This is a genomic window from Brachybacterium sacelli (assembly GCF_017876545.1).
In the GTDB taxonomy this organism is placed as follows: domain Bacteria; phylum Actinomycetota; class Actinomycetes; order Actinomycetales; family Dermabacteraceae; genus Brachybacterium; species Brachybacterium sacelli.
In genome coordinates this window covers 779,529-801,552 of sequence record NZ_JAGIOD010000001.1, presented here as the reverse complement: position 1 = coordinate 801,552, position 22,024 = coordinate 779,529, and the positions used below count along the sequence as shown (strand labels likewise).

The 22,024-nt window shown below is 71.6% G+C and carries 24 protein-coding genes; 13 read left to right on the top strand and 11 right to left on the bottom strand.

Annotation, left to right across the window (positions count from 1 at the left end; all coding sequences use genetic code 11):
- Nucleotides 1-176 precede the first annotated feature (176 nt).
- The 6 genes from JOF43_RS03540 to ppsA all read left to right on the top strand — a co-directional run bounded on the left by JOF43_RS03540 (nucleotide 177) and on the right by ppsA (nucleotide 7,888).
- Nucleotides 177-872, top strand: a complete 696-nt coding sequence (locus JOF43_RS03540) for an alpha/beta hydrolase (RefSeq protein WP_209899188.1) — start codon at nucleotides 177-179, stop codon at nucleotides 870-872.
- A 297-nt stretch (nucleotides 873-1,169) separates the two neighbouring features.
- Complete coding sequence (locus JOF43_RS03535) at nucleotides 1,170-2,636, top strand: hemolysin family protein (RefSeq protein ID WP_245354003.1); 1,467 nt, start codon at nucleotides 1,170-1,172, stop codon at nucleotides 2,634-2,636.
- Nucleotides 2,633-3,673: a hemolysin family protein gene (locus JOF43_RS03530; protein ID WP_209899185.1), complete on the top strand. Its 1,041-nt coding sequence runs from the start codon at nucleotides 2,633-2,635 to the stop codon at nucleotides 3,671-3,673. Before JOF43_RS03535 ends, JOF43_RS03530 begins: the two co-directional genes overlap by 4 nt.
- Nucleotides 3,674-3,746: 73 nt before the next feature.
- Nucleotides 3,747-4,430, top strand: a complete 684-nt coding sequence (locus JOF43_RS03525) for a class I SAM-dependent methyltransferase (protein WP_209899182.1) — start codon at nucleotides 3,747-3,749, stop codon at nucleotides 4,428-4,430.
- A gap of 186 nt (nucleotides 4,431-4,616) precedes the next feature.
- On the top strand, nucleotides 4,617-5,444 hold the full coding sequence (locus JOF43_RS03520; RefSeq protein WP_209899179.1) for a pyruvate, water dikinase regulatory protein: 828 nt from the start codon (nucleotides 4,617-4,619) through the stop codon (nucleotides 5,442-5,444).
- Between the two features lie 53 nt (nucleotides 5,445-5,497).
- Nucleotides 5,498-7,888: a phosphoenolpyruvate synthase gene (gene ppsA / locus JOF43_RS03515; RefSeq protein WP_209899175.1), complete on the top strand. Its 2,391-nt coding sequence runs from the start codon at nucleotides 5,498-5,500 to the stop codon at nucleotides 7,886-7,888.
- 128 nt (nucleotides 7,889-8,016) lie between these two features.
- On the opposite strand, the gene JOF43_RS03510 is transcribed toward ppsA, so the two are convergent.
- Nucleotides 8,017-8,475, bottom strand: coding sequence for a cupin domain-containing protein (locus JOF43_RS03510; RefSeq protein WP_209899172.1), 459 nt, complete (start codon nucleotides 8,473-8,475; stop codon nucleotides 8,017-8,019).
- 43 nt (nucleotides 8,476-8,518) lie between these two features.
- On the bottom strand, nucleotides 8,519-10,234 hold the full coding sequence (gene larC / locus JOF43_RS03505; protein WP_209899169.1) for a nickel pincer cofactor biosynthesis protein LarC: 1,716 nt from the start codon (nucleotides 10,232-10,234) through the stop codon (nucleotides 8,519-8,521).
- Nucleotides 10,235-10,316: 82 nt separating this feature from the next.
- On the opposite strand from larC, the gene JOF43_RS03500 reads away from it, so the two are divergent.
- A complete protein-coding gene (locus tag JOF43_RS03500; protein ID WP_209899167.1) occupies nucleotides 10,317-11,099 on the top strand; it encodes an SDR family oxidoreductase in 783 nt (260 codons plus the stop codon).
- A gap of 93 nt (nucleotides 11,100-11,192) precedes the next feature.
- The gene (locus JOF43_RS03495; RefSeq protein ID WP_209899165.1) at nucleotides 11,193-12,191 is read left to right on the top strand and encodes an HD domain-containing protein; all 999 of its coding nucleotides are present in this window, start codon (nucleotides 11,193-11,195) and stop codon (nucleotides 12,189-12,191) included.
- A 22-nt stretch (nucleotides 12,192-12,213) separates the two neighbouring features.
- On the opposite strand, the gene JOF43_RS03490 is transcribed toward JOF43_RS03495, so the two are convergent.
- Together JOF43_RS03490 and JOF43_RS03485 are read right to left on the bottom strand one after the other, a co-directional pair.
- Nucleotides 12,214-12,705 (bottom strand): GNAT family N-acetyltransferase, encoded by a 492-nt coding sequence (locus JOF43_RS03490; protein ID WP_209899163.1) that lies wholly within the window; start codon nucleotides 12,703-12,705, stop codon nucleotides 12,214-12,216.
- Between the two features lie 111 nt (nucleotides 12,706-12,816).
- Nucleotides 12,817-13,194: a TraR/DksA family transcriptional regulator gene (locus JOF43_RS03485; protein ID WP_209899160.1), complete on the bottom strand. Its 378-nt coding sequence runs from the start codon at nucleotides 13,192-13,194 to the stop codon at nucleotides 12,817-12,819.
- Nucleotides 13,195-13,364: 170 nt separating this feature from the next.
- Here JOF43_RS03485 and JOF43_RS03480 point away from each other — a divergent pair, with 170 nt between their 5' ends.
- Nucleotides 13,365-14,081: a ribonuclease FAU-1 family protein gene (locus JOF43_RS03480; protein WP_209899158.1), complete on the top strand. Its 717-nt coding sequence runs from the start codon at nucleotides 13,365-13,367 to the stop codon at nucleotides 14,079-14,081.
- A 12-nt stretch (nucleotides 14,082-14,093) separates the two neighbouring features.
- On the opposite strand, the gene JOF43_RS03475 is transcribed toward JOF43_RS03480, so the two are convergent.
- Nucleotides 14,094-14,654, bottom strand: a complete 561-nt coding sequence (locus tag JOF43_RS03475; protein ID WP_209899155.1) for a GNAT family N-acetyltransferase — start codon at nucleotides 14,652-14,654, stop codon at nucleotides 14,094-14,096.
- 67 nt (nucleotides 14,655-14,721) lie between these two features.
- Entirely contained in the window at nucleotides 14,722-15,858 is a 1,137-nt protein-coding gene (locus tag JOF43_RS03470; RefSeq protein WP_209899152.1) for an SGNH/GDSL hydrolase family protein, read from the bottom strand.
- Nucleotides 15,859-16,064: 206 nt separating this feature from the next.
- On the opposite strand from JOF43_RS03470, the gene JOF43_RS03465 reads away from it, so the two are divergent.
- Entirely contained in the window at nucleotides 16,065-16,487 is a 423-nt protein-coding gene (locus tag JOF43_RS03465) for an NUDIX domain-containing protein (protein WP_209899150.1), read from the top strand.
- A 42-nt stretch (nucleotides 16,488-16,529) separates the two neighbouring features.
- Here JOF43_RS03465 and JOF43_RS03460 read toward each other — a convergent pair whose 3' ends face one another.
- The 3 genes from JOF43_RS03460 to JOF43_RS03450 all read right to left on the bottom strand — a co-directional run bounded on the left by JOF43_RS03460 (nucleotide 16,530) and on the right by JOF43_RS03450 (nucleotide 18,075).
- On the bottom strand, nucleotides 16,530-16,958 hold the full coding sequence (locus tag JOF43_RS03460) for a VOC family protein (protein WP_209899147.1): 429 nt from the start codon (nucleotides 16,956-16,958) through the stop codon (nucleotides 16,530-16,532).
- Between the two features lie 113 nt (nucleotides 16,959-17,071).
- The gene (locus JOF43_RS03455; RefSeq protein WP_209899144.1) at nucleotides 17,072-17,743 is read right to left on the bottom strand and encodes a cation diffusion facilitator family transporter; all 672 of its coding nucleotides are present in this window, start codon (nucleotides 17,741-17,743) and stop codon (nucleotides 17,072-17,074) included.
- Complete coding sequence (locus JOF43_RS03450) at nucleotides 17,740-18,075, bottom strand: ArsR/SmtB family transcription factor (protein WP_209899141.1); 336 nt, start codon at nucleotides 18,073-18,075, stop codon at nucleotides 17,740-17,742. The genes JOF43_RS03455 and JOF43_RS03450 overlap by 4 nt, the downstream gene beginning before the upstream one ends.
- A gap of 139 nt (nucleotides 18,076-18,214) precedes the next feature.
- On the opposite strand from JOF43_RS03450, the gene JOF43_RS03445 reads away from it, so the two are divergent.
- Complete coding sequence (locus JOF43_RS03445; protein ID WP_209899137.1) at nucleotides 18,215-19,204, top strand: GNAT family N-acetyltransferase; 990 nt, start codon at nucleotides 18,215-18,217, stop codon at nucleotides 19,202-19,204.
- 34 nt (nucleotides 19,205-19,238) lie between these two features.
- Here JOF43_RS03445 and JOF43_RS03440 read toward each other — a convergent pair whose 3' ends face one another.
- On the bottom strand, nucleotides 19,239-19,532 hold the full coding sequence (locus tag JOF43_RS03440) for a hypothetical protein (RefSeq protein WP_209899135.1): 294 nt from the start codon (nucleotides 19,530-19,532) through the stop codon (nucleotides 19,239-19,241).
- Nucleotides 19,533-19,721: 189 nt separating this feature from the next.
- On the opposite strand from JOF43_RS03440, the gene JOF43_RS03435 reads away from it, so the two are divergent.
- Together JOF43_RS03435 and JOF43_RS03430 are read left to right on the top strand one after the other, a co-directional pair.
- Nucleotides 19,722-20,132 (top strand): VOC family protein, encoded by a 411-nt coding sequence (locus JOF43_RS03435; RefSeq protein ID WP_209899132.1) that lies wholly within the window; start codon nucleotides 19,722-19,724, stop codon nucleotides 20,130-20,132.
- Between the two features lie 103 nt (nucleotides 20,133-20,235).
- Nucleotides 20,236-20,877, top strand: coding sequence for an NADPH-dependent F420 reductase (locus JOF43_RS03430; protein WP_209899130.1), 642 nt, complete (start codon nucleotides 20,236-20,238; stop codon nucleotides 20,875-20,877).
- A gap of 102 nt (nucleotides 20,878-20,979) precedes the next feature.
- Here the strand turns inward: JOF43_RS03430 and JOF43_RS03425 are convergent, their stop codons facing one another.
- On the bottom strand, nucleotides 20,980-21,990 hold the full coding sequence (locus tag JOF43_RS03425) for an IS481 family transposase (protein WP_209899127.1): 1,011 nt from the start codon (nucleotides 21,988-21,990) through the stop codon (nucleotides 20,980-20,982).
- Between the last annotated feature and the right edge of the window lie 34 nt (nucleotides 21,991-22,024).

Here is a 22,024-nt window from a genome sequence, read left to right as displayed (position 1 = left end):
AGCGGGCCCCCAGATCGACGGACGTGCAGCGAATACCACCGAGCTGCCGGGACCCGCGGGGGTCGGACATCGTCCATCCGACCAGCGCAGAAGCGCAACCCGCGGGTTCTTCCCTGCCCGGACGCCTCCGATGGCCCGTGGCCCGCCCTCCGCGGCGTGCGCAGTACGCTCGGACCATGACGAACGCGCCCCAGTACCCGCCGGTCGAGCTGATCGCGCCGAGCATCGACGACACCGCCGTCGTGCGCGCGGACCCGCCCGGCGCCGAGGCGGAGGGTGCCGCCCGCAAGCCGGTGGTGATGCTGCTGCACGGACTGGGCAGCCACGAGGGTGACCTCGCCGGCCTCGTCCCGTTCCTCCCGACGGCTTTCACCTACGCCTCCCTGCGGGGCATCTTCCGCTACGTCCAGGGCTACGCCTGGTTCGAGATGCCGGTGGACCCGTCACGGACCGAGGCGCTGGAGACCTCGGCCGCCGCCGTCGAGGCCTGGGTCGCCGACCAGGCCGACCGCGGGATCCGCGTCACCGGCGCCCTCGGCTTTTCCCAGGGCGGGACCCTCGCCCTGCAGCTGCTGCGCCGGAACCCCGGGGCGCTGGACTGGGTGGTCCAGCTCTCCGGTCGCCCCTTCCCCGCGCCCATGCCCGGGGACGCCGCGCTCGCCGCAGCCCGCCCGCCCGCGCTGTGGGGCCATGGCGGCCTGGACCCTCTGTTCGCCGCCGAGGACGAGGACGCGGTGCGCGAGTTCATGAGTGCGCACACCCGGCTCGAGGAGGAGCGCCGGCCCGACCTCGCCCACGCGGTCGACGAGGTCGAGCTGCGGGCCGTGGCGAGCTTCCTCCAGCGCCGCGCCGCTGAGCGGACCACCGGCTGACCGTGCCCGTCGACGTCGCGGGCGGCCCCTGCGCACGCGTCCCGCGCAGACGCAACCGCCTGCCGGACAGGTCCGGAGGATACGGCGGCGCGGCCGCGGGGCAGGTGCGTCGGACCTCGCATCCACAACCCCTCCCGCACCCAGGGTTCGAGTTGTAGCATTCCCTCATTCCTCTCCGAGAGACGGAGCGGATCATGAGGAGCACCAGGAGACCATGAGCGCCGCCAGCGACGCCCCCAGTGACAGTCGAAGGCCTTCGGGCCTGAACACACTCACTTCCCGCGGGGGGACCCGTCCATGGACCTGATCGGTCCCCTCATATCCCTGGGCGTCGGCCTGCTGCTGGTCGCCGCCTGCGGCGGATTCGTCGCCGCCGAGTTCTCCCTCATCACCGCCAACCGCAATGACGTCGAGGCGGCGGTCGACCGTGGCGACAAGCGCGCCGGCGGCGTGCTGGAGGGGATGAAGACCCTCTCCACCCAGCTCTCCGGAGCACAGCTCGGCATCACCGTCACCAACCTGGGCATCGGCTTCCTCGCGGAGCCGGCGATCGCCGCCCTGGTCGGACCGGTCCTGGTGGACATGGGACTCGGGACGGTCGCCGCCCGGTCGGTGTCCGTCACCATCGCCCTGCTGCTCGCGACCGGGGCGACCATGATCTTCGGCGAGCTGGTCCCCAAGAACATGGCGATCGCGCAGCCTCTGCGCACCGCGAAGATGGTCGTCGGCTTCCAGCGGATCTTCACGAAGATCTTCGGCCTGCCGATCCGCCTGTTCAACGGCAACGCGAATGCCGTGGTGCGCGCCCTCGGGGTCGAGCCGCAGGAGGAGCTCAGCTCCGCCCGCAGCGCCGATGAGCTCTCCGCGCTGGTCAAGCGCTCGGCCGACGAAGGAGCGCTCGCGGAGGAGACCGCCTCGCTGGTCCAGCGCACCCTCGCCTTCGGCGACCGTCGCGCCCACGATGCGATGGTCCCGCGCGGTCGCATGGACTCCCTCGACGTGGACGACACCGTCGAGGACCTGCTGGAGCTGGCCCGCACCACGGGTCACTCCCGCTTCCCGGTGCTGACCGACGAGAACGAGATCGCCGGTGTCGCACACATCCGACACGGCCTGGCCGTCCCCTTCGACGAGCGACCCACCACCCGGGTCGACGCCGTGATGGGCACCGCCACCTTCGTGCCGGACACCGTGCCGCTGGACGACCTCATGGACACCCTGCGCGGCGGCGGGCTGCAGATGGCCGTGGTGGTCGACGAGTTCGGCGACCACGCCGGGCTGATCACGCTCGAGGACCTGGTCGAGGAGATCGTCGGCGAGGTGCGCGACGAGCACGACGAGGAGATGGACGACACCCCCGAGCCCGACGGCTCCTGGGACCTCGACGCGCGGATGCGTCCCGACGAGGCCACCGAGCGCCTCGGCGTGACCGTGCCCGAGCACGAGGACTACGACACCCTCGCCGGCCTGGTCACCCTCGAGCTGGGACGCCTCGCGGAGGTCGGGGACGAGATCGTCGTGGACACCGATCCCGCCCCCGGTGAGGAGCCGGCGCAGCTGCGCCTCCAGGTCACCGAGGTCGACGGCATGCGCATCGAGACCGTCCACGTGAAGGTCGAGCCCGCGGCCGACGAGCACGAGGACGGCGACGCGGAGAACGGCTCCGGTGACCGTGCCGGGGCCGCCGAGCGCGCTCGCCACGGCGAGGGGGCGGTCGCGGATCGGACGCCCGCCGGACGCGATACGAGCGGGGTGAGCCGATGAGCACCGGACTCGGCCTCGGCCTGACCCTTCTCCTGCTGCTGCTGAACGCCTTCTTCGTCGGCGCGGAGTTCTCGCTGATCTCCGCCCGACGCTCCGTGATCGAGCCCAAGGCCCTCGAGGGCCGGTGGGCCGCGAAGGTCACGATCAATGCCATGGAGCACGTCTCACTGATGATGGCTGGCGCCCAGATGGGCATCACCGTGTGCTCGCTGGCACTCGGCGCCATCAGCGAACCCGCCATCGCCCACCTGCTCGAGGCACCCTTCGAGATGCTCGGCGTGCCCGGGGCGCTGGTCCATCCGATCTCCTTCGTGATCGCCCTGGCCCTGGTCACCTACCTGCACGTCGTCTTCGGTGAGATGGTGCCCAAGAACATCGCCCTGGCCGGTCCCGAGCGGATGGCGCTGATCCTCGCCCCGCTGCTGATGGGCATCGTCACGGTGCTGCGCCCGCTGCTGTGGCTGCTCAACGCCAGCGGGAACCTGGTGCTGCGGATCATCGGGGTCACCCCGAAGGACGAGGTGACCAGTGTGTTCACCCGCAACGAGGTGGCGGCGATGGTCAGCGAGTCCCGTGAGGGCGGGCTGCTGGAGGACAACGACGAGGCGCTGCTGCTCGGTGCGCTGCGCTTCGAGGCCCGCAGCGTGGCCAACCTGGTGATCCCGCTGGAGCGGATCTCGAGCCTGCCCGAGGGTGTCACCGCCGCCGAGGCGGAGACCGCCGCCGTCGAGGGCTTCTCCCGATTCCCGGTGCGGACCGCCGCGGGGCAGCTGACCGGCTACGTCCACATCAAGGACCTGCTGGACTCCGTGCAGGAGCACCGCGACGACCCGATCCCGGCGGCGCGCATCCGCGTCCTGCCCGAGATCGGTGCGGACGAACCCCTGCGTCAGGCCCTGACCACGATGCAGGGCAGCGGAGCGCACCTGGGCGCCGCCACCGACGAGCACGGCGCGGTGGTCGGCATCGTCACCCTGGAGGACATGCTCGAGGAGCTCGTGGGCCAGATCCGCGACGACTCCCGCGTGGCCGCCTGACGGGGCGCGGCCGGGCCGGGGCGACCCGTCCTCCGGCCGCGCTCCGCCCCGGGCCATGCGGCACGATGGGGAGATGAGCATCCCTCTCGGCGGCGCGCGGCCGCAGTCGTCCTCAGATCCCCTCGGCGCCTCCTCGCAGGACGCCGCGACCGGCGGCCCGGCCGAGAACCTCTGGACCGCGGCCGTGCGCCGCAACCCCGAGCACGCCCACGGCTACGCCGAGCGCTGGCGCCGGATCGAGGCCTCCGGCCAGGACATCTACGGCGAGGCCCGGCTGCTCGACGCGATGGCCCCGCGCGGAGCCCGGATCCTCGACGCCGGATGCGGCAGCGGCCGCCTCGGGGGTCACCTCGCCCGCGCCGGCCATCACGTGATCGGCGTCGACCTGGATCCGCACCTGATCGACGTCGCCCGACAGGACCATCCCGAGGCTCGCTGGGAGGTCGCGAACCTCGCCGAGCTCGACCTGCGGGATGAGGAGGGCCGTCGCGTGCAGTTCGACCTGGCCCTCAGCGCCGGCAACGTGTTCACCTTCCTCGCCGGCACCGAGCGCCGTCCGGCCCTGGCCCACCTCGCCCAGCACCTCCGTCCCGAGGGGCGCCTGGTGGCCGGCTTCGGCCTCGACCGCGGCTACGACCTGCCGGCTTTCGAGGCCGATGCGGCCGCGGGCGGGCTGCGCCTCACCCAGCGCTTCTCCACCTGGGACCTGCGCCCCGCCTCCGAGGACTTCCTGGTCGGGATCCTCGAGCTCGCCTGATCCCGCCGCCGGAATCGGCCGGCGCCCGGTCGTGACTGATCGCGCGCCGATCCGCAAGGGTTCGCGCAGACCACGGCCCCTGAGGGGTGAACTGGGACACGGACACGCCGGATGCCCTGGTCCTCGCGGGATCCGCCGATACGGTGTGGCAATCCAGGCGACGCCGCCCGCGAGGGGAGGAGAACGATGAACGCTCCGCTGCCCGTGCCCGTCTACTTCCTCTCCGATTCCACCGGCATCAGCGCCGAGTCGATGGGCAACGCCCTGCTGCTGCAGTTCCCCTCGATCCCCTTCGAACGCCACCGGATCCCGTTCCTGCGCACCGTCGCGGAGGCCGAGGAGGTGCGCGAGCGCCTTGACGTCGCGGTCGACGGCGCGACGCCCCCGATCGTGTTCCTCACCGCTGTCGACGAGGCGGTCCGCGAGGTGCTGCTGCGTACCCGCGCGACCGTGGTGGACTTCGTCTCCGGGCCGCTCGCCCAGCTCGAGGCGCAGCTCGGCGTCAGCGGCGACCACGCCCCGGCCCGACTGCACGGGGTGGGCGACATGAGCCGGTACAACCGCCGCATGCAGGCCGTCGAGTTCACCGTCGAGCACGACGACGGCCAGTCCGTGCGGGCCCTCGAGAAGGCCGACGTCATCCTCATCGCCCCCTCCCGCTGCGGCAAGACGCCGACCAGCATGTACCTCGCGCTGCTGCACGGCCTGTTCGTCGCGAACTATCCGCTGGTCGACGAGGACTTCGAGGACGATCGCCTGCCCGGAGCGATCGCCGACCTCGCCGACCGCTGCTTCGGCCTGGAGACCTCTGCGCAGCGGCTCTCGGAGGTGCGCGGCGAACGTCGCGGGAACTCCCGCTACGCCTCCCTCGAGCAGACCCGTTGGGAGCTGGAGGGGGCTCGACGTCTCTATCGTCGCTACGCCATCCCCTCCGTCGACTCCTCGGCGACCTCCGTCGAGGAGATGTCCACCCGCATCCTCCAATCCCTCACCGCCCGTCGACCCCGCCGCTGAGCAGCCCCTCCACCCCCGCACCACGGCAGCGCAGCCGCCGGAAGGAGCACGACATGACCCCCACGATCCGCTGGTACTCCGACCTCGGGATGGCCGACCTCGAGCAGGTCGGCGGCAAGAACGCCTCGCTCGGGGAGATGGTCTCGAACCTCGCCCGGCTCGGGGTCCGGGTCCCCGACGGGTTCGCCACCACGGCCGACGCCTATCGCGAGTTCCTCAGCGGCACCGGCCTCGCCGAGCGGATCGATCAGCAGCTGACCGGCCTCGACACCGAGGACACGGTGGCGCTGGCCGCGGCGGGCCGGGAGATCCGCGAGATGGTCATCGCCCAGCCGTTCCCGCCGCAGCTCGAGGCCGACATCCGCGACGCCTACGAGCACCTCGCCGCCGGCAGCGGCGCCGAGGCATCCTTCGCCGTGCGCTCCTCGGCCACCGCCGAGGACCTGCCCGACGCCTCCTTCGCCGGCCAGCAGGAGACCTTCCTGAACGTGCGCGGCATCGACGCGGTGCTCACCGCGATCCGTGAGGTCTTCGCCTCCCTGTACAACGACCGCGCGATCGCCTACCGCGTCCACCACTCCTTCGAGCACGCCGCCGTGGCCCTGAGCGCCGGGGTGCAGAAGATGGTCCGCTCCGATCTCGGTTCCAGCGGCGTGCTGTTCACCGTCGACACCGAATCCGGCTACGACCAGGCAGTGTTCATCACCTCCGCCTTCGGCCTGGGTGAGGGTGTGGTGCAGGGGGCGGTCAACCCCGACGAGTTCTACGTCTACAAGCCCGGGCTGCGCGAGGACCGCCCCGCGATCCTCAAGCGCGCCGTCGGCGAGAAGGCCACCAAGATGGTCTACACCGAGGACCCCACCGTCGGCCGCACCACCGAGTTCGTCCCCGTCGACCCCGCCGAGCGGGCCCGGTTGTCGCTGACCGACGAGCAGGTCACCGCGCTCGCCCGTCAGGCGTTGATCATCGAGGAGCACTACGGGCGGCCGATGGACGTCGAATGGGGGCTCGACGGCGCCGACGGCGGCCTGTACATCCTCCAGGCTCGCCCCGAGACCGTGCAGTCCCGGGCCGGCAGCACCGTGGAGAAGTACCACCTGACCTCCCGCGGCAGCGTCCGCGTCGAGGGCCGTGCGATCGGCGCGAAGATCGGCGCGGGCCCCGTGCGGGTGCTGACGTCGATCGATCGCATGCACGACTTCCAGCCCGGTGAGGTGCTGGTGGCAGACATGACCGACCCCGACTGGGAGCCGATCATGAAGCGCGCGAGCGCCATCGTCACCGATCGCGGCGGCCGCACCTGCCACGCCGCGATCATCGCCCGGGAGCTGGGGATCCCTGCCGTGGTCGGCACCGGCAGCGCCACCCGTGAGCTGACGGACGGCGAGGAGGTCACCGTCTCCGCCGCCGAGGGCGACACCGGCTTCGTCTACGACGGGACGCTCGACTACTCCGTCGCCACCAGCGAGGTGGACTCGATGCCGCCGCTGGACGTGAAGATCATGATGAACGTCGGCACCCCGGCGCAGGCCTTCGCCTTCTCCCGGTTGCCGCACGCCGGCGTCGGCCTCGCGCGGCTGGAGTTCATCGTCAACCGCCAGATCGGTGTCCACCCCCGCGCCCTGCTCGAGCTGGACCGCCTGCAGGCCGAGGAGCCCGAGCTCGCCGCCGAGGTGGCCGCGCAGGTCGCCGCCTACCCCTCGCCGCGCGAGTACTTCGTCCAGCGCGTCGCCGAGGGGGTGGCGACGATCGCCGCGGCGTTCGCGCCGGAGCCCGTGATCGTGCGGATGAGCGACTTCAAGTCCAACGAGTACGCGAACCTGCTGGGCGGGACGCTGTTCGAGCCGCACGAGGAGAACCCGATGATCGGGTACCGCGGGGCGAGTCGCTACCTCTCGGAGAACTTCGCGGACTGCTTCGCGATGGAGTGCGAGGCGCTGCGGTACGTGCGCGAGGAGATGGGGCTGAGCAATGTGAAGCTCATGATCCCGTTCGTCCGCACCCCTGCCGAGGGCAAGGGCGTCATCGACCTGCTGGCCACCCACGGGCTGGTGCGCGGCCAGAACGACCTCGAGGTGATCATGATGTGCGAGATCCCCTCGAACGCCGCGATCCCCGAGCAGTTCCTCGAGCATTTCGACGGCTACTCCATCGGCTCGAACGACATGACCCAGCTGACACTCGGTCTGGACCGGGACTCCGGCCTGGTCGCGGACTCGTTCGACGAGCGCGACGACGCCGTGCTGTTCATGCTCTCCCGCGCCATCGAGGCCTGCCGCACCACCGGCAAGTACGTCGGGATCTGCGGGCAGGGCCCCTCCGACCACCCCGACTTCGCCCAATGGCTCATGGACCAGGGCATCACGTCCATGTCGCTGAATCCCGACACGGTGGTGGACACCTGGCTGCGCCTGGCCGGACAGGGCGAGGACGCAGCCGCCTGAGCCTCGGCCCCGGCGGACGGGGCCGGACGCGCGCGGACGGCGGGGACCGTGCCACGGTGCTCCGCCGTCCGCGTGTCCGCCGGGTTCGCCTCGCCCCGCGCGCGCCGTCGGCGTCGCCTGTCGACGGGTCAGTCGTCGATGCGACCGCCGCCGGTCTGCTGGTCGGCCTCGCGCCACGCAGTGGCCTGCTCGGCCTCGTCCAGCTCCTCGGCACGCACGGACGGCATCTCCCCGGTGGTGACGACGTGCCCTCCGTGGCTCTCGGCGCCGGGCACGGAGGTGACCGTGGTCAGCAGGAACACGGAGTCCTCGAGCGCCTCGACGGCGTGCCGGTGATGGGTCAGGGCCTCGACGTGGCCGGTCTCGAGGACGGCCTCCTCCTCGCCGGTGATCTTCACGACGCCGCGGATCACCTGCACCGAGGCGGCGGGCGGGGAGTTGTGCTCGTTCAGCCGCACCCCCTGCTGGAGCGCGATGACGGTCTGCCGCAGCGGCCCGTCGTTGATCAGCAGCTCCGCGTGTCGACCGTTGTCGGCGTCGCGGGCCAGATCGATGGCCTTGGTCATCGCATCGGACAGGGCAGCCATGGAAACCTCCAGGTGAGCGTCGGCGGTCCCTGCCCAGTATCCGTCAGTTCCCCGGATTCGTCAGGCCGCTCACGGAATCCTTCGCCAGGTCGAGCATCGCGCGCTCGCTGATCCCCAGCACCCGGGCCGCCGCCGCGACGTCGCGGAACTCCGGTTCGCGCCGCACCACGGTGCCGTCCCGGTCGCGGGCCACCTTCACCGCGATCCGCTGCCCGCGCACCTCGACCTCGGTGAACTCACGGGTCCGGATCAGGCGCTCGACCCGGTGCATCCGCACCCCGAGGGTGCCGGTGCGATCCATCAGCAGTGCCGCCGTACTGCCCCCGAGATCCTCCCTGACCAGGGCATGAACGGTGACAGCCGGGCGTCCGTGCTTCATCGTGATCGGCGTCAGCCAGGCATCCAACGCGCCGTGGGCGAAGAGCTCCTCGAGCACGCCGGGCCACAGCCGCGGGTCGAGATCGTCGACGTTCGCCTCGAGCTGCAGGGCCGACGTCGGGGTGTCATGGGCATCGGCCAGCGGGTCGCTCGGCGTGGTCGGGAGCTCGGAGGCCGCCACCGCGGAGGGATCCGCCGACGCCGTCCCGACAGGGTGGTCGATCCGGTCCTCGGCCGGGCCGCCGTAGCCGGGCCGGCCGAGGACGAGTCGCACCACGTTGGGACGGCCGGGGGTGTCCTTGGTGCCGGCACCGACGCCGACTGCCTCGGTCCTCAGCATCGGCTGCGGCCCCGCCGAGACGGCCAGGCCGCGCATCAGGGCGACGCCGGTGGGGGTGGCGAGCTCCCCGATCCCGGGGGCGACGCCCGGCGGGACCCGTCGGCCGCCGTGCTCGTGCGGACCACCGGCCACGTGCGCGGGCACGGCGACGTCGGAGTCGGGGACGGCGAGATCGGCAGAGGAATGGTCGGGGGTGCGGGCGTGCTCGGGAGCGCTCGCAGTGCCGGGCCCCTCGTGCGAGTGCGGCGGACGGTCGCCGTCGCCGTGCGCGGGGTCGTGGTGGTGAGAGTCGTGGTGGTGGTGAGGGGCGTGGCCGTCTGTTGCCCCGTGCTCGTGCGCAGGGCCGTGTCCGTGCACGTGGCCCTGCTGGTGCATGTGCTCGCGCGCGGGCAGGAGCTCGCCGGCGACCGTCGGCCAGCCCTGCGCGAGGCGCACCACGGCCGGGACCGGCACCGGGATGTCTCCGTGCGCGGCCCGGATGCGGCCGCTGCCCACCGCGATCACGCTGCCCACCCCCTGGGTGATGCCGAGCTGGCGCCAGGCCTCGCAGGCCCCGATCACGTCGGCCAGCGAGTCCAGCGCCCCCACCTCGTGGAAATGGACCTCGTCGGCAGGGAGCCCGTGGGTCGCGCCCTCGGCCTCGGCCAGCCGGGCGAACACCGCCAGTGCCAGGTCGATCGTGCGCGCCGGCACCGCGTCGAGCGCCCTGGCCCGTTCGAGCATCGCCCGGATCGAGGACCAGGTGCGATGCGGCGGATCCTCGACCAGCACCTCCACCTCGACCTTGAGGGCGCGCTGGCCGGCACGGTCCACGTCGCGGCGCACCAGACGTACCGAGGCCGGGACCAGCGCATCGAGCACCCGCTGGATCTCCTCGAGGTCCGCGCCGGCGTCGACCAGCGCGCCGAGCAGCATGTCCCCGGCGATGCCCGCGGTCGCATCGATGTAGGCGAGGCGGGGCGGGATATGTCCGCGCGCCGTCGACCCCTCGAGCGCGGGGGAGTTCTCGGCGGGCGGGACGGGGATGGGGGTCGGCACCATGGATCGATCGTAGGCCTCCGGGCGGGGACATCGCCGCGATGAGCGGCTGTTGCCATTGCCGCCCGGGGGCAGGGGGAGGAGCATGGCAGGCATGATCATCACGGTGCTCGGAGCACGGGGAACGATCGGCTCTCGCCTGGCCGACCAGCTCGAGGAACGCGCCCACGACGTGCGCCGGGTGAGCCGTCGCAGCGGCGTCGATGCACGCACCGGCGTCGGGCTCCGTGAGGCACTGCGCGGGGCCGACGTCGCCGTCGACTGCCTGAACCACATGGCACTGCGCGCCGCGACCGCCGAGGACTTCTTCCGGGGCACCGCGCAGCACGTCGTCCGCTCGGCCCGCAGCGAGGGCGTGCGGCGACTGGTGTGCGTCTCGATCGCGGGCGCCGCAGATCCCGCCGTGAACCGCCTGTTGGGCTACTACCGGGGTAAGGCCGCGCAGGAGCAGGTGTACTCGACCAGCCGCGAGGCGGTGACGATCGTCCGCTCCACCCAGTGGTACGAGCTGATGGACGATGTGCTCCGACGCGCCTCGATCGGCCCGGTGTCGGTGCTGCCCACCATGACCGTGGCCGCGCTGTCGGCCGACCGCGCGGCCCGTCATATCGCTGACGAGATCGACGCCTCCGTGGAGGATCTGCAGGACCGCACCCTGACACTGCGGGGTCCGCAGACCGCCACCATCCGCGAGATCGCCCGGACGATCCTCGCTGCCCGCGGCAGCATCGGCGGACGCCGCCCCCGGGCCCTGGTGCAGCTGCCATACCTGGGCCAGGGGATCGCCGGCGGCGGCCTCGTCCCCGCTGACGGGATCGTCGACGACCTGACGCTGGAGGACTGGCTCGCCGCCGGCCCGAGCAGCTGACCGCGCTCGTCACTCGGCCTCCGGCCCTGCCCTGTCGGCACGCTCCGCGCGTCCCGACCCGGGCGGCGCCAGGACGCATTAGCGTGGTTCGTCGTGGAGGAGACGACGAATGCGGCCGATGCCGCCGACACCCTGGGCCTGGGCGGCCGATGGTTCGACCCGTTGTGGCGCCTCGAGGTGCGGCTCAGCCCGCTGGAACAACAGCTGCTGGGCACCTCGCGGGTGCGCCGCCTCGCCCATATCGCCCACGCCGGTGCCGCGGCGCTGACGACGACGCAGACCTACACGCGGCTCGAGCACTCCCTCGGTCTGCTCGCCCTGGTGGCGCACTTCGCGCCCGGGGACGACGCCGCCCGGGCCGCCGCCCTGCTGCACGACGTGGGCCACCTGCCCTACAGCCACACCCTCGAGGGCCTCGAGGGTCTTGACCACCACGACCTCTCCCACCAGCGGATCCTCACCCTGCGCCCACTCCTGGAACCCCACGGCATCACCCCCGAGCAGATCATCGCGATCGACGAGGGAGAGGTCCCCTCACCGCTGACCGCCCGAGCGGGCACGATGAAACTCGATCACCTCGACTCCTTCCTGCGCAGCGGCCAGGCCCACGGGCGCACGCGCACCATGCCCTCGCGGATCCTTCCGCGTCTGCGGCTGGACGGCGGCACGGTCGACACCGATCTCGAGACCGCCGTCGAGCTCGCGCGCCTGGTCGCCGCCGAGGCGCGTGCCCAGCGCTCTCCGGCCGACGTCCTGCCCGTCGCGGTGCTGCGCGACCTGGTCTCCACCGCGTTGGCCGCCCCGGAGCAGGCGCTGTCGCGCGAGCAGCTGGTCGAGATGACCGATGCCGAGCTGTGGACAGCCCTCGTCGCCTGCCCCGCCACGAGGGACGGCGCCCGGCGGCTGCGGGAGGACCCCGCGGGCTGGGAGGTCCTGCGCGACAGCGAGGCCCCGGCGGGAGGGACCCACCTGACGCACCGCATCAGTCGCGGTTACCTGGACCTGCCGACCGTCGACGGCGAGGTCCTGCGGAACCAGGAGATCGAGGCGCTGACGGCGCAGCTGCCGCTGGAGTTCGTGATCCGGCGCTGAGGCGGAGCGCGGGCGGCTCGTCTCAGAGGCGGCGACGCATCTCTCCATTGGGGACGACGACACCGCGGACGGTGTTCTTCGGTCGATGCGCGACGAGAGTGAAGCCGAGACGCTCGAAGGCGGGTTGGGCGCTCCGGCTCGCGAAGGTGTGCAGCTCGGGGATATGACGCTCGCGCGCTTCGCGCATGATGGCGGTCAGCAGTGCCCGCGCGATGCCGCGCCCTCCGGCGCGAGGGTGGACGAACAGCATGTCGACGAGGCCATCCGGCAGCAGATCGGTGAAGCCCACGACGGTGTCGTCGACCTCGGCCACGAGAGTGAGGGCTCTTCTCCGGCGGGCATCCCAGTCCTTCAGGTCGGTGGAACGCGGGCCTGCCCACGCCTCCACCTGGTCGGGCCCGTAGACCCTGGCCGCGGTCCCGCGGATGGCCTCCTGGTACACCGTGAAGGTCGGTTCGATGTCGTCAGGGCTCGCGTAGCGCCGGAGGTCGGGGTGCGATCGGGTCGTCGTCACCGACTCACCGTACCCATGCCGACCCCGTGGGTCACGGGCGAACGTCGACCTCGCTGACGCCGTGAGCACCTGGATCACCGGGCAGAGGTTCGGTGACGCCGCGGGCGTGAATCATCGAGGGGCCCGGTCCGCGCAGGCGACGCAGGTGCGGGCGGTCGGCCGGGCCAGGAGCCGCGCGCGGGGGATCGCCTCGTCGCAGCCCTCGCAGCGACCGTAGGTGCCGGTGGAGAGTCGCTCCTGGGCGCTGTCCACCTCGGTCAGCTGGCGGCGGGCGGAGTCCAGGAGCGCACTCGTCCGCGAGCGATCGACGGCGGTCGTGGACCCCTCGGGATCGTGTTCGTCATCGGTGGAGCTCAGCTCCATCCCCTGCACGATGGCCTCGTAGTCCCTGTCCAGAGCGGAGATCCGTGCGCTCGTGCGCTCGGCTTCCGCGGCGAGCAGGTCGCGGAGCTCAGAGAGTTCGGCATCCAGCGGGTCCGGGGAAGTCATGCGCAGGCCGAGCCGTTCTCGTGTGACTGGCCGGCCCGAGGATCCTGCAGGAAGGAGGCCGGGCCGGGGTCGCCGGAATCGGTCAGCGCGATGTCCACCATGGGCCTATGAAATCAGACGGGTGTGCCCGGGGAGACTCGAGGTGACCGTGGCGTGGGTAGGGTCCGGGCGTGACCTTCTCCGCGCGAGTCCCCGTTCCCGCCCCCGATCCACCGGTCCCGCCCTTCGCTCCCGGGGCGGGCGTGGTGCTGCGCAGCATCAGGAACCGGCCGTCGGCATCCCCCACCCCGAGCTTCGCCGTCGCCGGGATCGTCGTGGCCGACTCCGAGGATCTCTCCGTGGTCGCCACCGCGGCGGGATCTGGAATGGCCCGACGAGCGGGCCGTGCCGAGGGACCTGGAGGGCGCCAGGTCGCGCCGCTGGACTGGGACGGCTCCCACGAGGTGACCTCCTGGCGCGGTCCGACGGTGATCCGCGTCCACCGCAGCGGGGAGAGCTGGTCGATCTGGCGCTGGCACGACGGAGAGTCCTGGGTCGGCGACTGGTACGGGAACCTCGAATGCCCCTGGCAGCGTTCCCCGATCGGCTTCGACACCCAGGACTGGGACCTCGACGTGGTCGGCATCGGTGCTCCCGGCACGGACTCCTGGCGCGTCGAGTACAAGGACGACGACGAGCTGGAATTCATCGTGCAGATCGGCGCGGCTCCCGCGGTCGAGGCCGAGCGCATCCGGGAGCAGGGTCGCCTGCTGCACGCCGAGTTCACGCGGGGAAGCTGGCCCTTCGACGCGGTCTGGGAGAAGTGGCTGCCGCGGTCCGGTGTCGAACCCACGCCACTGCCGCGGGGCTGGCGGGAGCTCGATCCGCGCGCGACGCATGGGGGCTGAGGCGGGCCGCGCTCAGCGGCGAGCAGCCCGCAGCTCGGCGTCGTCCAGGTCCCGGTCCGCGAAGACCAGCCGGATCGCCTCGGGATCGGGGTTCCCGGCGTCGGGTCCTCGATCGACGAGGTGGAGCCCGAGCTTGCGGGCCACCGCGGCGGAGGCGGTGTTGTGCTCGAGCAGGTAGGCGATGACGGCCCGCTCGGGCGCCACCTCCCGCGCCCGGTCCAGAGCGTGACGGCTGAGCTCCGTCGCGAATCCGTGGCCCTGCGCTGTCGCGGCGAAGCGGTAACCGAGATTCCAGGCGATGCCGCCGAGATCGGAGACCCCGCCGTAACCGATGATCGGTTCCGCACCGCGTTCGCGCACCACCCACGTCCCGATGCCGTCCGTCCGCCAGGCGGCGATCCAGTTCTCCACAGAGCGGGCCGTCCACTCGGGGTCGGTGTGCCGCCCGGAGGGCAGATGCGTCCACACCCGGGGATCGGACAGGATCTCGAACAGGGCGGGCACGTCCTCGAGCGTGGGCCTGCGGAGGTCCAATCGGGCCGTCTCCTCGGCGGACAGGTCACGGGCGGTCATGGAGTCTCCTCGGGTGATGCAGCAGCTCGCGGGGTGCGGGATGGCGCGGGGTGGGCGCCCCGCCCCCTCATTCCTCCGCACCGAACACCTGTGCCGCGAAGCGCTCGCCGATCAGCCGATGGGTCTCCGTGTCCGGGTGCAGGCCGTCCGGCAGCGGATGCTCGGCCGCATCGGCCTCGCCGTACAGTGCGAGGCCATCGACGTGGTGCAGGTTCGCATCCTCCCGTCGGTCCATGACGTCCTCGAGCGCTTCTCGGAACACCTCGAGCGTGAGCCGACCCAGCTCCGTGTCGCCCTCGGTGCCCGAGGCGGCGAACCGCACCTGATCGGTGCCGATCGAGGCGGGGTCGACCATCCCGGGCCCCGGGGTGCGTTCATGGATGCCGCAGAAGAGCGGGGAGATCAGGTGGATCGGGGTGTGAGGGTGACCCTCGCGGATCGTGTCGAGGAACCCGTGGACGGCGGGGACGAGCGTGCGTCGGCGGAAGCCGTCGAGATTCACGATGTTGATCCCGAGTTCCAGCGAGATGACGTCGGCCGGGGCGTCGCGGATCGTGCGGGCCACGAACGGGTCCAGCAGCGCGCCGCCACCCAGCCCCAGGTTCCGCAGCTGCCTCCCGGCCGCCCGGGCGGCGACGACGGGCCAGATCCGAGTGGGGGAGGCGGCATTGGAGCCCTGGCTGATGGAACTGCCGTAGTGGACCCATGCCTGCTGGCCGCCCGGGTCGAGCGGCAGTACCGGCTCGTCCGTACGAAGCGCGACCAGCTCGATCCCCTCGTTGTGCGGGAGCCAGAGCTCGATCTCCTTCTCCTCCGCGCCCACATCCTGCAGGACGGTGCGATGCGTCGGCCCCGACTCCAGGACGGACTCGCCCGTAGCCAGGTCGACCTCGAGCGCGTCTCCGCCCGTGAGCGGATCGCTGAGCACGAGCTCGCCGTCGATCACCACATCGACTCGGCCACGGGGTCGCTCCGCGCCGCGAAAGGCCACCCGCGTCGCGTGCAGCTCGAGCTCCAGTTGCGACGCACCCGTGCGCAGGGAGAGGCGGCCACCGGAGGGCTGCTGCTCCATGGACAGCACCTGCGGATCCGGGAACTGCGCACGGGCCCAGGCGGGCAGGCGGTGGGTGCGCAGCCCGCGGGCTGTCGGTTCGAGCTCGGCGAGCCCTCGCACGAGATCGGGGGCGAGGGGCGTGGAGTGCATGGAAGGAACCTATCGCTGGCCGGATCGGCGTGGGTCGGCGAACAGGTGCGCCGTCGAGCGGCGGTGCCTGCTCCGGGCCGTCTCGGTGGCGTCCCGAGGAGGCCTCCTCACCCTCCGTGCGCGGCGGCACAGAGGGCCGAGATCTTCGCGGCCTCCTCCGCTTCTTCTCGTTCGAGGAACCAGAATCGGCGCGCTAGCGTGAGGTCATGCGCATCCGGGCTGTCGCCGTCGCGATCCAGGAGGGTCATCTCCTCGTGATGCATCGACGGAAGGACGGCCGGACCTACTGTGTCCTGCCCGGTGGCGGGATCGAGCCCGGCGAGAACCCGCAGGAGGCGTGCCTGCGGGAACTCGCCGAGGAAACCGGCCTGGACGGGACGATCGAGGCTCTGTTGCCGGTCGCGCTCTGCCCCGAGGCCCCTGCCCTGTACTTCGCGGTGCGCACCGCCTTCGACCCTCCGAGCCTGGGCGGGCCGGAGGCGGAGCGCAGCAGCGGGGCGAACACCTATCAGCCCGCCTGGGTCCCGCTGGGCCGGTTCGAGGAATCGAGACTGGTTCCTCACGGCGCGCGGGAGGCGGTGGGGATCGCTGTCGCCAGGCACGACGGCGCTCCAGGCGGGGGGAGCTGACCCGAGGCCGGCGTATCCCACGGGATCGGGCCGACCGGCCCGTCAGCTGCCGGCGCCGCTGATGTTCACCTGCCAGTGGATCCCGAAGCGGTCCGTGAAGGCGCCGTACTCGTCGCCCCACACCTGCTTCTCCAGCGGCATCGTGATGGTCCCGCCCTCGGAGAGCTTCTCGAAGGCGCTGCGCTGCACGGCCTCGTCATCACCCATGAGGGCCAGGGTCACGTTGTTGCCCTGCACGAATCCTTCGGGCGTCATGCCCTCGACGACATCGGAGACGTACAGGCGGATGAGGTCGGTGACCTCGAGGCTGCCGTGCATGATCTTGTCGGAGTGGGGGTCGCCTTCCGGGACGGCCCCGAACTCGCCGAAGGTGGCGAACTGGGGCGTCGCCCCGAGGGCCTGGCCGTAGAACTCGAAGGCCTCGCGGGCGTTCCCGTCGAAGTTGAGATAGGGGTGAAGGGCTGCAGGCATGGCGTCCTCCTCGACGTCCGCGCCGGCACCGTGCCGGGCGCTCAGGAGTGATCGTAAGCGCGAGGGCCGACGAGCCTAACCGCCCGGCGGCCAGTTCTCGTCCTCTGGCCTCCTCAGCAGCAGTCGTCGGGTCCGTCGTGCTCGCCGACGAGCGCAGAGACCGGCTGTTTGCAGGCGTCCCCGCGCCACGCCTCGCTGCCCTCGCGGAGCGCGAAGGCGGCGATGACGAGGGCCGCGACCGAGTCCGCCCAGGCCCATCCCAGCAGACTATTGGCCACCAGCCCGAGCAGCACGGCTGCGGACAGGTACGAGCAGATCAGGGTCTGCTTCGAATCGGCGATGGCGCTGGCCGACCCGAGCTCCCGCCCGGTGCGACGCTCGAACCAGGAGAACGCGGGCATGATCACCACGCTCACCGCGGCCAGCGCGATGCCCACCGGGGAGTGGTCGGCCTCGGCAGCGCCGAACAGCGACCGCAGCGCATCGACCGTCACGAAGGCGGCGAGGGCGAAGAACGAGACCGCGATGACCTTCAGCGCGGCCTTCTCGCGGCGGTGGGGGTCCGGGCCGGCGAACTGCCAGGCCACTGCCGCGGCGGAGAGGACCTCGACGATCGAGTCGAGCCCGAAGCCGATCAGGGCGGCGGAGGATGCCTCGCGGCCCGCGGCCAGGGCGATCACGGCCTCGAGCACGTTGTAGGTGATCGTCGCGGCGACGATCCAGCGGATACGGCGCTGCAGCACACCCCGGCGAGCAGGGGTCAGCGGGGTCTCGACCGGGCTCATGCGCACGTGCACTCCTCGCCCGAGCAGCAGTCGGGGTCGACCACCAGCACGAGCTGCACCAGATCGCTCAGGGCGCCGGCGAGATGCGGGTCGCTCAGGCGGTACCAGGTGTTGCGTCCCTCCTTCACCCCCTCGACCAGCCCACATCCGCGCAGGCACGACAGGTGGTTCGACAGCTTCTGGCGCGAGACGCCGAGCGCGTCGGCGAGGTCCGACGGAAAGGCCGGGGCCTCACGGAGCGCCAGGAGGACGCGAGCCCTGGTCTCGTCGGACAGGGCGTGCCCCAGTCGGGCGAGGGACGCGGTGTGGCTGAGGGTCACGGTCTCGTGCATGCTCGGACAATACAGCAATTGCTGTACCGTCCGTGACCGCCGTCGGCTGCGGAGACGGTCCGAACTGCCGTGTCGGCACGCGACCGGAGGGCCCTGGAAATCGGTGGAGCCCGACGTCCTTCCGTGGTCCGATAACCTCATGAGCACCGTGCGCATCACTGACGTGGACCCCACCCGCGGCGACGAGCTGCTGGCCTGGAACTCCCTGCTCGGGGAGGGGTTCAATGCCGGGCGCGAGGCCGCCTGGTGGGCGAGCGACGAGACCACCTCGGCCCGCTACGGCGACCCGAAGCCAGATCGCACCTCGGTGCTGCTGCTGGCCACGCGCGAGGGCCTGCCCGTCGGGGCCGCGGGGGCCGATATGGATCCCGGGGAGGCGGCCGAGGTCGAGATCTCCGTGCTGCCGGCGCACCGCCGGCAAGGGGTCGGCACCGCGCTGGCCGAGGCGGTCCGGGACCGTCTGCGGGGCGCGGCCGAGATCATGCAGGCCGAGACGTACAGCGAGGCCGGCGTGGCCTTCGCGACCACGCTCGGACTGCGTGCCGGCCACCGCGAGCACCGCCTCCTGCTCGATGTGCCCGTGGATCTGGAGGCGTTGCGCGCCCAGCATGCCCGGCCCGCGGGGGCCCCGTCGGCCCCAAAGATCCAGGTGCGGTCATGGACCGGTGCCTGCCCGGAGGGTGTGATCGAGGAGTGGGCGCGGCTGACCACCCAGATGGAGGAGGACGTCCCGCTCGGTGACCTCACCCGTCCCGCCGCTCGCAGCGATGTGGCCGGCGTGCGCCGCAGCGAGCAGCGGATGGCCGATCAGGGCTGGATCCTGGTGCGCAGCCTGGCCCGCCTCGACGGGGCGGCCGTCGGGTACACCGAGATGTTCGTCAACCGGCACGACCCGGAGATCATCACCCAGGACGACACCCTCGTGGACCCTGGCCACCGCGGCCACGGCGTGGGCCGTGCCCTGAAGCTCGCCAACCTCGAGAACCTCCGCGGGGTCGACGAGGCGCGCGAGGCCCGCTGGGTCCAGACGTACACGGCGCCGGACAACACCGCGATGCTCACCCTGAACCGTGCCTTCGGGTTCCGGGACGCCGATCAGCTGACGATCCTCGAAGGGACCGTCGGCTGAGCGACATCGGCCGTCCGGCAGCGGCCGCGGCGGCTCAGCCGCCGAACAGGGTGCCCAGGTCGCCGTGGAAGATGCCCAGGCCGACGCCGGTCACGGCGAGAAGGACGACCGCGATGATCCACCCGACCATCGCCAGGATGTTCAGGACGACGCCCCATCCTGCCCGGCCGCGCGCCGCCGGCTCGCTGCCCAGGGACATGAGGCCGAAGATCAGGCCGGCGACGGGGGCGATCAGCACCCATCCGGCCAGAAGTGAACAGATGCCGAGGAGGAGGCTGGCCGTGCCCTTGCCGGTCTCGTGGTGGGTGATGGTGCCGTAGGTCGCCACGGAAGATTCCTTCGTCTCGAGTGCGGTCCAGCCCGGTGTTCAGGGCGGATGTCTGCATCGTAGGAAGCGGTCGTGGCCGCCCGGATCCGACCGCGGGATGGGCCGGGTCCCCCTGCGGGTGGATTCCCGTCGGGACCTTCCTGGCTGCGCGGGCCGAGAGTACGCTGGCGCCGGAGCGAGGAGGCCCCTATGACGTTCCCCGTGCTCAGCTGCACCGCGATCGACGCCCGCGACGCCCGGTCGCTCGCCGAGTTCTACTCCGCCCTGCTCGGGCTCCACTGCCGCCCGGGCGATGAGCCACCGCCGCCGCCCGAGCCGGACGACACCGACTGGATCGTGCTGCTGGACACCGCTGAGCGCCGCGTCCTCGCCGTCCAGGCGAAGCCCGACCTGCGGCCCTCGACCTGGCCCAGCGAGGAGATCCCGATGCAGATGCACATGGACTTCCGCGTCCCCGACGCCCAGGAGCTCGAGGTCCAGCGGGAGCGGGCCGAGCAGCTCGGCGCGCGCCTGCTGATGGACCGTTCGGAGGACCCCGACGAACCGCTGTACGTCATGGGCGACCCGGAGGGCCATCCGTTCTGCCTGCTCGTCGGCTGATCCCGCAGGTGACCCGGGAGCCGCGCCGCCGACTCCGCGACGCGATCGTGTCATCCCCCGGTCATCCGGGAAGCATCGCCGGACGTGCCGCGTTGCGAGAGGCATGACAACACTGGGAATCATCGGAGCAGGCAATATCGGCAGCCAGGTCGCCCGGGCCGCGATCACGGCGGGCTACGACGTGGTCATCGCGAACTCGCGGGGCCCGGAGACGCTCGCCGACCTCGTCGCGGAGCTGGGGCCGAGGGCCCGTGCGGCCACGGCCGCTGAGGCCGGGCAGGCGGGTGACGTCGTCGTGGTGACGGTGCCGCTGCACGCCCTGACGGCGATCCCCGTCGAACCGCTCGCCGGGAAGATCGTGCTGGACACCAACAACTACTACTTCGAGCGCGACGGACACATCGCGGCGCTCGATACGGGGGAGACCACGACCTCGCAGATGCTCAAGGAGCATCTGCCCACCTCCAAGGTGGTCAAGGCCTTCAACCACATCCGTTCCGGAGACATCACCACGGACACCGCGCCCGCAGGCGCGGAGGGCAGGCGGGCGCTCGCCGTCTCGAGCGATGATCCCGCGGCGGTCGAGTTCGCGACCCGGTTCTACGACGAGATCGGCTTCGACGCGGTCGACGTCAGCCCGCTCAGCGAGTCCTGGCGCGTCGAGCGCGACCGCCCCGCCTACGTCGTGCGGCAGACGGCCGCGGAACTGCGCGAGAACCTCGCGGCGGCGAACCGCCTGCCCTGAAGACGGAGGCGAGTGCCGTCCACGACCGGGCGACATCCTGGTCGTGGAGGCTTCCTGAGGCGCGGGGCGGCCCGCGGCGCTGTTCGCGGTCGCGCGGGGCCTCTAGATGTAGTTGGTCATGACGTTGTCGACGCCGGTGTGAAGTCGTGAGGCCGGGGGCTGGTCGCCGCAGGCGGTGTGGGGTCGGTGGAAATTGTAGTGATGGACCCAGATCGCGATCGCTTCGCGCCGCTCGGTCTCGGAGCCGTAGGGGCGGGCGTAGAGGCACTCCTCGGCCAGGATCCGCTGGTAGCGCTCGATCTTGCCGTTGTGGCGAGGTGTGTAGATCCTCGTACGCTGGTGCCGGGAGATGAAAGCGCAGGTCGATCGCCGAAACGCTGAGGCGGTGTAGTTGCTGCCGTTGTCGGTGACCAGCCGCGTGATCCAGGTGATGCCGTGCGCGGCGAAGAACACGCGGGCGCGATGGAAGAACCCGATGGTCGTGATCGCTTTCTCGTCCTCGAGCGACTCGGTGTAGGACAGGCGGGAGAAGCCGTCCTCCATGGAGTGGAGGTAGGTGTAGCCGACCTTTTGCTTGTGGGCGCGCTTGCCGGCGAGGGCCAGTTCGCTGCCACGACCATGGGCCCGCCAGCCGCCGCCGTCGGGAATCTGACCGACCTTCTTGACGTCCATGTGGACTATGTGGCCGGGGTAGCGGGCGGTGATCTTCCCTGGTGAACGCAGGTTCTCACCGTCTGGGGTGATATCGCGGATCCGGTTCAAGCCGAGGCGGTCCAGCCACCTCGTCACCGTCCTCACGCAGCACGCGAACCCGTGGCCGTCGGCGAGCTCGCGGGCGATCCGGCGCGCGGACCACTTCCTCTTCCGCCGCCAGGACTCGATCAGCTCGAGCACCCAGATCGGGAGGCGGGTGGGGCGGTTCGCCGGCGCGCTGGAGTGGTCTTGCAGGCCTGGGTCGCCGTGCTCGCGGTAGCGGCCGACCCATTTCGAGAGCGTGGTGCGAGCGATGTGAAACTCGGCCGCGACGTGGGCGATCGGGCGACCGGAGTCGATGACCTGCGCGACAGCTCGCTGCCTTCCAACGACGGTCAGCGGCGCATTACGGTGGTGCATGGAACGGGCCTCTTCCTGCGAGACGGTTGCTTAG